This window comes from Legionella sp. D16C41 (assembly GCF_048541585.1).
In the GTDB taxonomy this organism is placed as follows: Bacteria; Pseudomonadota; Gammaproteobacteria; order Legionellales; family Legionellaceae; genus Legionella_C.
In genome coordinates this window covers 2864793-2877943 of sequence record NZ_CP183303.1, presented here as the reverse complement: position 1 = coordinate 2877943, position 13151 = coordinate 2864793, and the positions used below count along the sequence as shown (strand labels likewise).

Sequence of the window (13151 nt, the reverse complement as noted above, 5' to 3'; positions counted from 1 at the left end):
AATTTATTTTGTACTGCAATGAAGGTTAACTAATTGATCACTTTGGTTAGTTAAATAAGCTTGAGCATGTGCATCAGCTTCAATTTCTATTTTTTCATTAGGAGAAACAACTATTTTTAATGTTTCACCTTCAGTTAAAATAAAGCCATTAACAATAACTTTCTTTTGTAAGGCTTCAATATAAATTGCGCTTTTCGCATTTTTTTCTGTTCTAACTTTACAAGTTGCAGTAACTGTCCAAGGAAGATAGTTAGAAAGTGTTTGTACTTGGCCAGGTGGCAAATCATATTCTTTTGATATACCTTTTGATAATTCAAAATTAGTTGCAAAAGAGCTTGTACTAAGTAAAGCGCTTGTACAAAGCAAAAGGGCTTGTATTTTTTTTACCATTTTAATACCTCTACTTTGAAAAAATGTCTAATTATTAGTCACAACGAATGTTCATTAAGTGATCAGAGTCGTTTGTAATAGCTAATTTGGCACGAGTGTCTAATTCAAATTCCATTTTATCACCAACATTAACTAATACGGTCATTACATTACCTTCTGGTAAAATAACGCCATTAACTACAGCACGATTTTTTGTTGCTTCGATTATAAGAGGATTCTGATCGTATTTTTCTGCTCTAACTGAACATTGAAAAGCACGCGTTTTAAACCAGCTCCCATTCAGGGTTACTGCTTGATGCGGTGGCAAATCGTAACCCTTTAAAGTATTTAAAGTAAGTTCTTGATTTTGAGCGAAAGAACTACCTGTAAAAAGAACGGTAGCTGAGCATAATAAAGCAGCACTTATTTTTTTTATTTTCATTTTTATTCCTTATTTTCTGCTGGTTTATGTGAGACAAATACAGTAGTTTCCTAAGAGAAGGAACGGATAAAAACTGCGTTTTACTTATCCTTAAAAAACGCCTCAAATTTAAAGCACTGTGCTTCTATTGTCAAACAAATTAAGTCAAATTTTATTTTATTGGGTCTGTTTTTTAACATGCTTTACTACTTAAATAGTAAATGTTACGGCAGCAAAAAACATAAAAATTTTAAATTCAATAACTTAGCTTCTAAGCATTTTTTTCTCTTTAAAAACAAAAATATTTAAATACTTAAAAACTGTCAAAATTTATTTTATAAAAATGTCACACAAAAAAATGATTTTTTATAATTAGAAAATTCTTATTAATAGCCAGGCTTTTAACAAAACTATTTTTTTGTTTGACTCAAGTTAAATATAATTAACGTCTAAAAGGTGTTGACATAAAATGCAATTATGTTAACTTAGTAAGTGAGGCAAATAAATTAAATAAATTTGTCAAATTAATTTTGACAATAATAAGTGGTTGTTTTATTTAATTAGAATTGAGTCAGAAATTTTCTGACCTTTATGAAAAAATAAATATTTTATAATAAGAATAGAGGTGTAATTATGAATAAAATTAAATCTATATGTCTTCCTGCTCTTTTAGCTGCTGGTTTATCAGCTAATGCTTTTGCACTTCCTTGTGATGGTTTTGAAATTAAAGTAAAAAATAATCTTCCTGATAATTTATTAGTAACTCAAATTCGTCTAAATGGTGCTGAAGTTCAACCAGGCGGCATTCAGCAAATAGAAGGTAAATCTGAGCAAGCCTTTACAATCAATAAAAGTGCAGAAAAAGGTATTATGTCTGGCGAGTTTGTTTTTCATACAGTGAGTTTACCAAGCAAAGTTGTTAAAGTTAAATTTGACCTTGCTAATGAAGCACTTATTTGTAATCACACTGATAAAACACCAGCTAATGATTACCCTGTAGATAAAACACGTTTACCTAACCAAGTATTATATACGATTGGTAAATAATACAGCTAAATGAAAAGCAGCCTTTAGGCTGCTTTTTAACACAAATTAAAAATTAAATAGTAATGTTTAAGAATTTCCAAGGGGAAAATCGGGTGTTGAATTAAGCGATTCTTCGTTCTTTGTAATTCTTTGGAAAAAAGTTCCTTGTATATCTTGAAAGCTTAACGGTGGAGATTCAAAAACTGGAGCATCGAGGTTATTCCCCATCCCAATAACACTAGCTTTTGCTAGTTCGTTTAATAATTCGGAACAATTGGCGCAAAATATATTTAATTTTTCTTTAATAATAACACTCATGGTACTTAGGTAGCTTTCTAGATTATTAGGATCTTCAACTCTACGTTTGTTTTCTCTTAAATGACGAATCATTGTGAAAGATAAGGCACAATACTCTCTAATTAATTCTGATAATTTTGCTGAAGTAAGTGAGGTGGGGTAATTAAGGCGCTGATCAGCTTGTATCATATTTAGAATAGGCTCAATTTCTCCATAACATCTTTCCATTTCTCGCTTAAGATTATCAAAGTGAGCTTCTAGGCGGGCAAATTTCATTGCAGCTACCTCCAAATACCAATCCTGTATATATTTTAACCAAGTAATGCTTAAGGAAATATTAAATAAATTATTAGGAGTAGGAAGATAATAGTATCTTGAAATTGTAGGGCACTGTATAATAAAACAATTATGTTGATATTCTTACATGTAAAAATATATCGTTTAAAACGTTATAGATTTATTAAAAGTTTAATTATACTTTACATGCTCAAATAAAGTTCCTGACACATCCTCTACACTTTCTTTGAAAGGTTCATAGTTATCGGCTTGATTAAAGCTATAGATTTGACGATTTTCTAGTTTATAAGAAAAATCATTTTGGAGCATCTCTATTCGTTCATTTACTGCAGCTATAACCTCTTGCGATTTATTGTCCAAATTATATTGACTAAATTCTACAAAATCTTGTTTTATTTGAGCGATAGTGTCAGTAAAGTAATCTTTAGCTAAATTATGATCTTCAATAGCTAAAATATTTTTGTTTAAATCATTAAGGATTTTTAAAGCCCAGCTGGAGTAATGTTTGAGAGCTATACTTATGGCTGAGATATTATTTTGGTTAAAAAAATTTAATCCACCATTTTTCAATTGCTTAGTAATAAATTCATAGGAAGGTACAACATGAGTATCCCAATCTTTATTATAAGCAGCTTGTCTTTCAGAAAACTTCATATATTCCTCTACTAAATAAAACACAGCAAATATTGTATAAATTTTAAACTATTTTTATTAAGGGAATATTAATTTGTTTAAGGAATGTGTATTTAATTTGCGCAGAGGCAAAATAAAAAATATCCTTTTCACTTCCTGCGACTTGTTTGCCCATCCTGCACGCCAGTTAAATTACTGGATCCCGGGGACATGCCACGAAACGTTAGTTTGAGGCAAGACAGTTTTTAAACTATTTTCCATTTTTTCTTATACAAAGTTATTTAAAATCAATTTAGTTTTTAGATGTTGTAATTCTAGCTAAGCGGTATTGACTAAACTCTTTTTGACGAAAGAGTGTTAATTAATTTAGGTTATCAGTTAAAATGATTTGCTTTGTAAAATTAGCCTATATATAATAAGCGCCTCGTCCTTGAGGGCGAAATATAGGCACGTAGCTCAGTGGTAGAGCACCACCTTGACATGGTGGTGGTCGGTGGTTCGATCCCACTCGTGCCTACCATCTCAGCCCTTTTGCAGGGTATCTTTTAGCAATTTTGGGTAAGTTACTTTAATTGCTCTACTATCCTGGTTATGCTGCTGGGAAATGACTATTTTTTAACTAAATACATAACTTATAATCTTAATTTAACTGGCAGTTGGTTAGAGGGAGTACAAGATGCCAAATATTAAATTACCTGATGGTCAGGTAAAGCATTATGACTATCCCATTACTGTAAAAGATGTAGCTTCGGATATAAGCTCAAGCTTAGCTAAGGCAGCATTGGCAGGACGTATTGATGGCAAATTAGTTGATACCAGTTTTCAAATTAATAGTGATTGTGAACTGACCATTATAACGGATAAACAAGATGAAGGCTTAGAGGTAATAAGGCATTCTGCAGCCCATTTGTTAGCTCAAGCGGTAAAACAATTATTTCCGAGCGCCCAAGTCACAATTGGGCCTGTCATTGAAGATGGCTTTTATTATGATTTCGCCTTTGAACGTCCCTTTACGCCTGAAGATTTGCAACGTATTGAAGCGAAAATGTATGAGCTTGCAAAAGAAGATTTACCTGTGTCCAGAAGAGAATTACCACGAGATGAGGCAATTGATTATTTTCGAAGTCTAGGGGAAGAATATAAAGCAAAAATTATTGCTGATATCCCAGCTGATGAGGTTTTATCTCTATATAAACAAGGTGATTTTGAAGATTTATGTCGTGGCCCTCATATTCCTTCTACTGGTTTTTTAAAAGCGTTTAAATTAACAAAGGTTGCTGGTGCTTATTGGCGAGGCGATGCTCGCAATGAAATGTTACAACGAATTTATGGTACAGCTTGGCCCAATAAGAAAGCGCTAGAAACTTATTTGCATCGACTTGAGGAAGCAGAGAAACGTGACCATCGCAAGCTCGGTAAAGCATTAGAGTTGTTTCATTTTCAAGATATTGCACCTGGCATGGTCTTTTGGCACCCTAAAGGGTGGGCCATCTATCAAATACTTGAACAATATATGCGGCACCGATTACGGGATTTTGGTTATCAAGAAATTAAAACCCCCCAACTAGTCGATAGATCGCTGTGGGAAAAATCAGGTCATTGGCAAAATTTCCGCGATGAAATGTTTGTCACTGAAACTGAAAACAGACATTATGCGGTTAAGCCTATGAATTGTCCTTGTCATGTTCAAGTTTATAATCAAGGGCTTAAAAGTTATCGTGACTTACCACTTCGTTTCTCAGAATTTGGTAACTGCCACCGCTGTGAACCTTCAGGCTCTTTACATGGTCTCATGCGAGTGCGGAATATGGTGCAAGATGATGCGCATATTTTTTGCACAGAAGATCAAATTCAGTCTGAAGTAGCGATGATGCTTGAGTTAGTAGAATCAGTTTATGCTGATTTTGGTTTTTCTGAAATTAAGTATCGTCTAGCACTGCGGCCTGAAAAAAGAGTAGGTGAGGATAGCGTTTGGGATAAAGCGGAGCACGCTTTAAAACAAGCAATGCAAGATAGAAATATAAGTTGGATAGATGCGCCAGGTGAAGGTGCATTTTATGGGCCTAAAATCGAATGCTCTTTATCAGATTGCCTAGGTCGTATTTGGCAATGCGGCACTATTCAAGTCGACTTTTCTATGCCGGAGCGGCTAGGTGCTTCCTATATTGCAGAGGATGGAAGCAAGCAAATTCCTGTCATGTTACATCGGGCAATTTTAGGTTCATTTGAGCGTTTTATGGGCATTTTAATAGAGCACTATGCTGGCCGATTCCCCTTGTGGCTTGCTCCTGTACAAGCTATAGTACTTACAATTAGCGAAAAACAGCATGAATTTGCCCAGAAGGTAACAAAAATTTTACAAAAACAGGGTATTCGGGCTAATTTTGACTTGAGAAATGAGAAAATAGGTTTTAAAATTCGCGAACATACTTTGCAAAAAATTCCTTATTTATTAATTATTGGTGATAAAGAGGTTGAAAATAACTTAGTTGCTGTGCGATCTAGAGAAGGCCAGGATCTGGGCACAATGACTTTGGAAAAATTAATTGACGTTTTGCAAAAGGAAATAAGTACTAAAGGCCAGCGTACGCCAGCATTAGCTACTAATAATGTTGTCGTTTAGCAAAGTTGCCTTAAAATTATATTTTAACGTTATAATTAAATTTTGTATAACGTTATTATTTAACTAACTGGAGGATTTAACTATTAGTGTATCGAACAAGCAGCGTGAAAGTGATCGCGCACGTGTTAATGAGCAAATCAATGTACCAGAAGTTCGCTTAATTGATGAAGAAGGCAATCAGATGGGCATTGTATCAACGCGCGAAGCATTGCGCGCAGCAGAAGAAGGTGGTTTAGATTTAGTAGAAATTTCGCCTTCTGCGCGACCTCCAGTATGTAAGATAATGGATTATGGTAAATTTCTCTTTGAATTGAGTAAAAAGCAAGCTGAAGCAAAGAAAAAGCAGAAGCAAATTCAAGTCAAAGAGATAAAATTCCGTCCAACGACGGAAGTAGGGGATTATCAGGTCAAGCTACGCAACCTGATACGTTTCCTAAAGAACGGTGATAAAGTTAAAGTAACACTACGTTTTCGTGGTCGAGAAATGGCTCATCAAGATATTGGTATGAAACTTATGGAGCGCTTGCAGATAGATACAGCTGAATATGCTGTTATTGAACAACAAGCAAAACGTGAAGGGCGCCAATTGTTGATGGTTTTATCACCCAAGAAAAAAGGTTGAATTTAAGAGTCAGTAAAGTAGAGGTTTTATATTTGCGTTAGTTGAGAAAATGATTCAATGTAGTGTATTTAACGAATAGAGCGTAATATTTTTTATTAAATATTGAAAGCGAGAGCTTTATATCAAATCGATAAGTAAATCGGCGAATCACCTTAAAAATAGATCCTTTACCTGATTAATTAAATTTTTCCACATTATTTATTGTAAAATAAATGCGGAGTATAAATTATGCCTAAATTAAAGTCGCATCGTGGCGCCCAAAAGCGCTTTCGTAAGACAGCAAGTGGCGCTGTTAAGCGGCGTCGTGCTTATCGGAATCATATCCTTACTAAAAAGACGAGCAAGCAAAAACGCCAGCTACGTGTAGAAGCAGGTACATTAAAACAATGTGATGCGCGTTTAGCTGAACGCATGTTGCACGGTAGTTAAGGGGGATTAGATATGCCAAGAGTAAAAAGAGGTGTGACAGCTAAAGCACGTCATAAGAAAATTTTAGATCAAGCTAAAGGTTATTATGGTGCTCGCAGCCGTACTTATCGCGTGGCAAAGCAGGCGGTAATTAAGGCTGGCCAGTATGCTTATCGTGATCGACGTCAAAGAAAACGTCAGTTTCGTGCTTTGTGGATTACTCGTATTAATGCGCAAGCAAGAGAATGCGGTTTATCTTATAGCCGTTTAATTGATGGGTTGAAAAAAGCTGCTATTGAACTTGATCGTAAAGTACTCGCTGATATGGCTGTATATGATAAAGTTGCTTTTGCAGCCATTGCTGAGCAAGCAAAAGCAGCACTACAATAAATTAAACTTAAGTTATTATACTTAAGATAGGTAACCGTTCACAGGTATGCTTAAATCTTGTGTAAGGTTAGATTTGAGCGTAGCTTGAACTAAACCATGCTGAAAAAGTAAAGTGTAGCTTTCTACATAAATGTTTTTAAGCATAATTTTTGTTCAAGAACCTATTAAATACAGCTTTTTAATAGGGTGTGGACGCTTATGAATTTATTGTGTTGGTATCGTGATAAATAACGAGGAGGCTTTTGCCTCCTTTTTTATATGTAGGTAATGTCATGCAACATATCAGCGACTTACAGCAACAAGCTATTGAAGCTATCAATCAAGCCCAAGATATTAATACGTTAGAGACTATACGGGTAGATTATTTAGGGAAGAAGGGTAAGCTAACTGAAATTTTAAAATCACTTGCTAACTTAAGTGTCGAAGAAAGACCACGAGTAGGCCAGTTAATAAATCAAGCTAAACAACAGGTCAATAGTTATCTTGAAAATAAAATAGCGCAACTAAAAGAATTACAATTAAAAGAGAAACTATCTGCCGAACGTATAGATGTAACTTTAGCAGGGCGCCAAAACAAATATGGTGCTTCTCATCCTATTACTCAGGTAAAACAGCGCATTAATGAGTATTTTAGTCGTTTAGGTTTTGATATTGTCAGCGGTCCTGAGATTGAAACAGATTATTATAATTTTGAAGCATTAAATATTCCTGGTCATCATCCAGCTCGTGCTATGCACGATACTTTTTATTTCGGTGATGGTCACTTATTGAGAACTCATACTTCTCCTGTGCAAATTCGCACAATGGAGCAACGACAACCACCATTTCGGTTGATTGCGCCAGGGCGCGTTTATCGTTGTGATTCAGATTTAACACATACGCCGATGTTTCACCAAGTAGAAGGTTTATTAATTGATAAGCAAACAACTTTGACGCATTTACGAGGCTTATTACAGGATTTCTTTGCTTTTTTCTTTGAAAAAGAACTAGCTTTACGCTTTAGACCTTCTTATTTCCCCTTTACCGAACCTTCTGCTGAAGTGGATATTGCATGTACGCAATGTTTTGGTAAGGGTTGTCGTTCTTGTAAATTTACGGGTTGGTTAGAAGTATTAGGTTGTGGCATGGTTCACCCTAATGTCTTAAAGGCAGTTAATATTTCTCCCGATCAATATCAAGGTTGGGCCTTTGGTATGGGTATCGATAGGTTAGCAATGTTATATTTCGGTATTGATGATTTAAGGATGATGTTTGAAAATGAATTAGCTTTTCTGAAACAATTTTAAATAACTATAAGAACCTGTTTTTAGTGCCGCTAGGGAGAGACAAAAGGCTTGATTGCCGAGGACCGTAGCAGAGCATAGATAAGAGTATGTGAGCAACGGACTATAGAAAGCCATCTCTTTTAGCCGTCTTAGTAGACTTTGAAGACAAGTTCTAAGTATTAATACAACTAGAAATAACTAGGTAAGTTGTTAGTAGGCGGATAAATCGATGAAAGTAAGTGAAAGTTGGTTACGAGAGTGGGTCAATCCCAAATTACAAATAGAGCAACTAGCTGCTTTATTAACCATGGCAGGGTTGGAAGTCGACGCAATTAATCCAGTTGCTGGTAATTTTAACAAGGTGATTGTTGCACAAGTTATTCAAACAAAACCTCATCCACAAGCCGATAGACTGACCGTCTGCGAAGTTGATATAGGTGCAAAGCAGCCTTTACAAATAGTTTGTGGCGCTACTAATGTTCGTACAGGACTTAAAGTTGCTTTAGCTCAAGTAGGTGCTATATTACCTAATGATTTGGTAATTAAAGAAACCAAAATTCGTGGTGAACTTTCGCAAGGAATGCTGTGCTCAGCAACTGAATTAGGTTTATTGGCTACTTCAGAAGGTATTATTGAACTCGCTAGTGATGCACCTATAGGTACCGATTTACGTGAGTATTTGGTATTAAATGATAGTGTTTTAGATATTGATCTAACGCCTAATCGAGCTGACTGTTTAAGTATTCTTGGTATTGCCAGAGAAGTTGCCGCGCTAACTCAATCAACGTTAACTGCAAATCTTACAGCCAACAAAGTCAAACCTGAAATTGATGAAGTCAAAGCAATTCATTTAGCTGCAGAAGATGCTTGTCCTCAATATTATGGGCGAGTTATCCGTGGTATTAACCTCCAAGCGGTAACACCATTATGGATGCAAGAACGCTTAAGACGTTCGGGCCTGCGCATTATTCATCCTATAGTTGATATTACCAATTATGTCATGTTAGAGCTTGGGCAACCTATGCATGCTTTTGATTTTAATTATTTAGAGGGTGATATAGTTGTTCGCTACAGTAATGAGAATGAGTCTATTGAATTATTAGATGGTCAACAAATATCACTGCCTAAAGGCGTACTATTAATTGCTGATAATAAGAGACCTCTTGCAATTGCTGGTGTAATGGGCGGAGCTCAAAGTGCAGTTAATGATACAACTACTGACATTTTCTTAGAAAGTGCATTTTTCAGTCCACCGGTTATTGCAAAAGTAGCACGTCGTTTTGGTATATTTACGGATTCTGCACAGCGTTATGAGCGTGGTGTTGATCCAAATCTCCAGCTTGTGGCTATGGAAAGGGCTAGTGCTTTAATTTTAGAGATTGTTGGCGGTCATGCAGGACCAATTATAGTCAATAATAAGCAGGAATTTCTGCCTACTAATTTACCCATCAAATTTAATCCAGCAAAAGTTAAACAGCTAAGTGGCTTAGAAATTCCTATGCTTGAAATTCAGCAAATATTAACGCATTTAGGGATGGCTGTCGTAGATGAAGAAGAGGCATGGTATGTTACGGCGCCCTCGTATCGATTTGATATACATCTTGATGTTGACCTTGTTGAAGAAGTCATAAGGCTTTATGGTTATGATCGTATATCTGGAAATAAGATGGTGGTGCCTGTTACAGCAGGTATAATCAATCCCATAGAGGTTCTATTAACAAAGTTTAGCCAGTTTTTTACAGCAAGAAATTACTACGAAACAATAAGTTATAGTTTCGTTGATCCAGAGTTACAAAAAATCATTTGTCCTGATATAGAGGCTTTAACCTTACTTAATCCTATTTCTTCTGAGCTTTCTGAGATGCGTCTTAGTATGTGGCCTGGCTTAATTGCTTCTATGATTCATAATATTCATCGCCAACAAACTACGATTAAATTTTATGAAAGTGGCGTTATTTTTAATTTAAATGCTGGTAAAATTCAGGAAGAAAATTGTCTGGCAGGCCTATTAACCGGTGATTTTGCATCTGTAAGTTGGCTTGAGGAGAAGCGGAAACTAGATTTTTATGACGCTAAAGGTGATTTAGAAGCATTGTTTCAATTACTAAAATTAGATGATGTTTCCTTTAAGCAAAGTGAGCACCCAGCCTTACATCCGGGAAAAACAGCTGAGATTATGTGGCAAAACCAATCTATTGGTTGGTGTGGTGTTCTGCATCCACGTTTGGCAGACGCACTGGATCTAAGTGATGAAGTTATTCTTTTTGAATTAAAACTTCAATCTTTTGTTACGAGCAAAGAAATACGTTATCGTAAAATTTCTAAATATCCGCAAATTCGTCGTGATTTATCATTTTTAATTAATAAAGATATTGCGGTAGATGAAATTAAAAAAGTTGTTATGCAAACAGTTGACCCAACTCTGCTAAAGTCCTTTGATATATTTGATGTTTATACAGGTAAACATATTCCTGCAGACAAAAAGAGCTTAGCTGTTGCTATTACGCTACAAAATAATAATCGAACATTGATTGATCAAGAGATCAATGAAATAATTAGTGCTATAATCAAGACACTAACTGAAGAATTTGCAATTACATTGAGGGACTAACCGTGAATGCTCTAAGTAAAGCGATGATTGCTGAGAAGTTGTTTTCGGAGTTAAACTTAAGTAAACAAGATGCAAAAGAAATGGTGGAGCAATTTTTTGAGACAATAAGATATGCGCTTGAAAATGGCCAACATGTAAAATTATCTGGTTTTGGTAATTTTAATCTTAGAGATAAACCACAGCGGCCGGGACGTAATCCTAAAACAGGTCAAGAAATTCCGGTAGTAGCTCGCCGGGTAGTTACCTTTAAGCCTGGCCTTAAGCTTAAAACAAGAATAGAAGAACGAGGAAAGCAATAATTTTGAGTCATTATCTTAAACATATATTTGTTTGCACCAATCAAAAGGCTGCCGGTAAAAATTGTTGTGCCAATACAGGAGGTGAGGAGTTTTTTGAATACCTTCGAGGGCGGCTATTAGAATTGGAATTATTTGGGCCTGGAAAAATTCGTGTTAGCAAATCTGGCTGTCTAGGCCGATGTAGTTTAGGCCCTTGTATTGTAGTTTACCCAGAAGGTGTATGGTATCGTTATTCTTCTACAGAAGATATTGATAGTATTATTAATACTCATCTAATTGATAATAAAATCGTTTCGCAATTATTGATTGATGGTTAAATTTACTCCTTCTGCTATAAAAAATTTTAGCTCTATAAATTTAGGTTATTATTTAGCGTTATGTGCAGATAATAATTATTCTAGAGCTAATAAAACCTAAAAAATTTAAAACCAATCAAAAATAGACTTCTTTCTAAATTTGCTGCCGAGCTAAGTAGTAAGTTGAGTTAGCATAAAGCTGTTAAATACACTAGGATTTAAGCGCTGCTCGAACTTAAGATTTGGCTATGGTAGGAAGGTTTGGAAAGAAGTTTATTATTTAATTGAGAAGCTTAGACTAGCTAAATAATCAAATTAAACCATTTTTATTGAAAAAAGGGATATTTTCATAGACTTTGTCTTAAAATCTATACAGTTTTACTGTATTCCACTTGTAGAATATTGCAGTTTTAGTATAAAATCGCCCCTTCATATTTAGAAGATTACCAATTCTCATGAAGCGGTATGGAGTTATTTGATGAAAACATTTAGCGCCAAAGCTCACGAAGTGAAGCGTGACTGGTATATAATTGACGCGACTAATAAAGTTTTAGGTCGTGTCGCCACTGAAATTGCACGTCGCTTACGCGGTAAACATAAAGCAGAATATACTCCTCATGTTGATACAGGGGATTATGTTGTAGTGATTAATGCTGATAAAGTTGCTGTGACCGGAAAGAAATTTAAAGATAAAATTTATTATCGTCATTCTGGTTATCCTGGCGGTATTAAAGGTGTTTCTTTTGATAAAATGCAGGGGAGCCACCCAGAGCGTGTAATAGAGTTAGCAGTAAAAGGTATGCTACCTAAAAATGTCTTAGGTAGACAAATGTATCGGAAACTGAAAGTTTATGCTGGTAGTGAACATCCACATACCGCGCAGCAACCTAAAGAACTTGAGATTGAGGAATAAGTATTATGGCTGAAAAACAGCAATACTATGGTACTGGCCGCCGAAAAAGCTCAACAGCGAGAGTTTTCTTACGCCCTGGAAAAGGTGATATCATAGTCAATAATCGACCTTTAGAAGATTATTTTGGTCGTGAAACATCTTGTATGATTGTTCGCCAGCCTCTAGAAACAGTTGATGTAGTAGATAAATTTGATATCTATGCAACTGTTATTGGTGGTGGTATCTCTGGGCAGGCAGGTGCTGTGCGTTTAGGCATAGCTAGAGCACTTGTAGCTTACGATGAGTATGACTTACCTGAAGATGCAGAAGCTCACGAAGATTCTTATCGTAGGAAATTACGTACTCGCGGCTTATTAACTCGTGATTCACGTCGAGTTGAGCGTAAGAAAGTTGGTTTACATAAAGCTCGCCGTGCAACTCAGTACTCAAAACGTTAATATTTAATTTATATTTGTTAATCATTGTAAATTAAATTTTTATACCTTTAAAAAATCTGCCTTTCATTTAAATTAATTTAAATGAAGGTGGATTTTGCCTTATTTAAGAGAAATTATTACTTAAGTTAAAACTAACAAGTAAACCTATTCTCTTCCACCTTACTAAATTCTCTGATATAACTTTACATATAAAAAGCATCCTTCACGAGAGCTTAGTAAATAATCATCATCAAAAAAGTATTTT

The 13151-nt window shown here is 35.2% G+C and carries 15 protein-coding genes and 1 tRNA gene; 12 read left to right on the top strand and 4 right to left on the bottom strand.

Annotation, left to right across the window (positions count from 1 at the left end):
* Positions 1 to 3: 3 nt before the first annotated feature.
* Entirely contained in the window at positions 4 to 390 is a 387-nt protein-coding gene (locus tag ACNVED_RS12440) for a hypothetical protein (RefSeq protein WP_419419327.1), read from the bottom strand.
* A 34-nt stretch (positions 391 to 424) separates the two neighbouring features.
* On the bottom strand, positions 425 to 811 hold the full coding sequence (locus ACNVED_RS12435) for a hypothetical protein (protein ID WP_419419326.1): 387 nt from the start codon (positions 809 to 811) through the stop codon (positions 425 to 427).
* Positions 812 to 1423: 612 nt separating this feature from the next.
* Between ACNVED_RS12435 and ACNVED_RS12430 the strand changes: the two genes are divergently transcribed.
* Positions 1424 to 1837, top strand: coding sequence for a hypothetical protein (locus tag ACNVED_RS12430; RefSeq protein ID WP_419419325.1), 414 nt, complete (start codon positions 1424 to 1426; stop codon positions 1835 to 1837).
* Between the two features lie 66 nt (positions 1838 to 1903).
* Here the strand turns inward: ACNVED_RS12430 and ACNVED_RS12425 are convergent, their stop codons facing one another.
* Both ACNVED_RS12425 and ACNVED_RS12420 read right to left on the bottom strand, forming a co-directional pair.
* Positions 1904 to 2389 (bottom strand): hypothetical protein, encoded by a 486-nt coding sequence (locus ACNVED_RS12425; protein WP_419419324.1) that lies wholly within the window; start codon positions 2387 to 2389, stop codon positions 1904 to 1906.
* A 192-nt stretch (positions 2390 to 2581) separates the two neighbouring features.
* A complete protein-coding gene (locus ACNVED_RS12420) occupies positions 2582 to 3064 on the bottom strand; it encodes a hypothetical protein (RefSeq protein ID WP_419419323.1) in 483 nt (160 codons plus the stop codon).
* A gap of 424 nt (positions 3065 to 3488) precedes the next feature.
* Between ACNVED_RS12420 and ACNVED_RS12415 the strand changes: the two genes are divergently transcribed.
* From ACNVED_RS12415 to rpsI, 11 genes are all read left to right on the top strand, one after another.
* Positions 3489 to 3563 (top strand) — tRNA-Val (locus tag ACNVED_RS12415).
* Between the two features lie 156 nt (positions 3564 to 3719).
* Entirely contained in the window at positions 3720 to 5666 is a 1947-nt protein-coding gene (thrS, locus tag ACNVED_RS12410; RefSeq protein WP_419419322.1) for a threonine--tRNA ligase, read from the top strand.
* Between the two features lie 82 nt (positions 5667 to 5748).
* Positions 5749 to 6288 carry a translation initiation factor IF-3 gene (gene infC / locus ACNVED_RS12405; protein WP_419421190.1) on the top strand — a complete coding sequence of 180 codons (540 nt, stop codon included), beginning with the start codon at positions 5749 to 5751 and terminating at the stop codon, positions 6286 to 6288.
* A 228-nt stretch (positions 6289 to 6516) separates the two neighbouring features.
* Positions 6517 to 6717 carry a 50S ribosomal protein L35 gene (gene rpmI, locus ACNVED_RS12400; protein ID WP_419419321.1) on the top strand — a complete coding sequence of 67 codons (201 nt, stop codon included), beginning with the start codon at positions 6517 to 6519 and terminating at the stop codon, positions 6715 to 6717.
* Positions 6718 to 6729: 12 nt separating this feature from the next.
* Positions 6730 to 7086 (top strand): 50S ribosomal protein L20, encoded by a 357-nt coding sequence (rplT, locus tag ACNVED_RS12395; protein ID WP_419419320.1) that lies wholly within the window; start codon positions 6730 to 6732, stop codon positions 7084 to 7086.
* A gap of 272 nt (positions 7087 to 7358) precedes the next feature.
* The gene (gene pheS, locus ACNVED_RS12390; RefSeq protein ID WP_419421189.1) at positions 7359 to 8372 is read left to right on the top strand and encodes a phenylalanine--tRNA ligase subunit alpha; all 1014 of its coding nucleotides are present in this window, start codon (positions 7359 to 7361) and stop codon (positions 8370 to 8372) included.
* Positions 8373 to 8580: 208 nt separating this feature from the next.
* Complete coding sequence (gene pheT / locus ACNVED_RS12385) at positions 8581 to 10962, top strand: phenylalanine--tRNA ligase subunit beta (protein ID WP_419419319.1); 2382 nt, start codon at positions 8581 to 8583, stop codon at positions 10960 to 10962.
* 2 nt (positions 10963 to 10964) lie between these two features.
* The gene (locus ACNVED_RS12380; protein ID WP_419419318.1) at positions 10965 to 11261 is read left to right on the top strand and encodes an integration host factor subunit alpha; all 297 of its coding nucleotides are present in this window, start codon (positions 10965 to 10967) and stop codon (positions 11259 to 11261) included.
* Positions 11261 to 11578, top strand: a complete 318-nt coding sequence (locus ACNVED_RS12375) for a (2Fe-2S) ferredoxin domain-containing protein (protein ID WP_419421188.1) — start codon at positions 11261 to 11263, stop codon at positions 11576 to 11578. Before ACNVED_RS12380 ends, ACNVED_RS12375 begins: the two co-directional genes overlap by 1 nt.
* A 457-nt stretch (positions 11579 to 12035) precedes the next feature.
* Positions 12036 to 12470: a 50S ribosomal protein L13 gene (gene rplM / locus ACNVED_RS12370; RefSeq protein ID WP_419419317.1), complete on the top strand. Its 435-nt coding sequence runs from the start codon at positions 12036 to 12038 to the stop codon at positions 12468 to 12470.
* A 5-nt stretch (positions 12471 to 12475) separates the two neighbouring features.
* Complete coding sequence (gene rpsI, locus ACNVED_RS12365) at positions 12476 to 12907, top strand: 30S ribosomal protein S9 (protein WP_419419316.1); 432 nt, start codon at positions 12476 to 12478, stop codon at positions 12905 to 12907.
* Positions 12908 to 13151 lie beyond the last annotated feature (244 nt).

Coding starts and splice junctions, on each gene's coding strand:
- ACNVED_RS12440 (WP_419419327.1), bottom strand. CDS start 390: ATGGTAAAAAAAATACAAGCCCTTTTGCTTTGTACAAGCGCTTTACTT.
- ACNVED_RS12435 (WP_419419326.1), bottom strand. CDS start 811: ATGAAAATAAAAAAAATAAGTGCTGCTTTATTATGCTCAGCTACCGTT.
- ACNVED_RS12430 (WP_419419325.1), top strand. CDS start 1,424: ATGAATAAAATTAAATCTATATGTCTTCCTGCTCTTTTAGCTGCTGGT.
- ACNVED_RS12425 (WP_419419324.1), bottom strand. CDS start 2,389: ATGAAATTTGCCCGCCTAGAAGCTCACTTTGATAATCTTAAGCGAGAA.
- ACNVED_RS12420 (WP_419419323.1), bottom strand. CDS start 3,064: ATGAAGTTTTCTGAAAGACAAGCTGCTTATAATAAAGATTGGGATACT.
- thrS (WP_419419322.1), top strand. CDS start 3,720: ATGCCAAATATTAAATTACCTGATGGTCAGGTAAAGCATTATGACTAT.
- rpmI (WP_419419321.1), top strand. CDS start 6,517: ATGCCTAAATTAAAGTCGCATCGTGGCGCCCAAAAGCGCTTTCGTAAG.
- rplT (WP_419419320.1), top strand. CDS start 6,730: ATGCCAAGAGTAAAAAGAGGTGTGACAGCTAAAGCACGTCATAAGAAA.
- pheS (WP_419421189.1), top strand. CDS start 7,359: ATGCAACATATCAGCGACTTACAGCAACAAGCTATTGAAGCTATCAAT.
- pheT (WP_419419319.1), top strand. CDS start 8,581: ATGAAAGTAAGTGAAAGTTGGTTACGAGAGTGGGTCAATCCCAAATTA.
- rplM (WP_419419317.1), top strand. CDS start 12,036: ATGAAAACATTTAGCGCCAAAGCTCACGAAGTGAAGCGTGACTGGTAT.
- rpsI (WP_419419316.1), top strand. CDS start 12,476: ATGGCTGAAAAACAGCAATACTATGGTACTGGCCGCCGAAAAAGCTCA.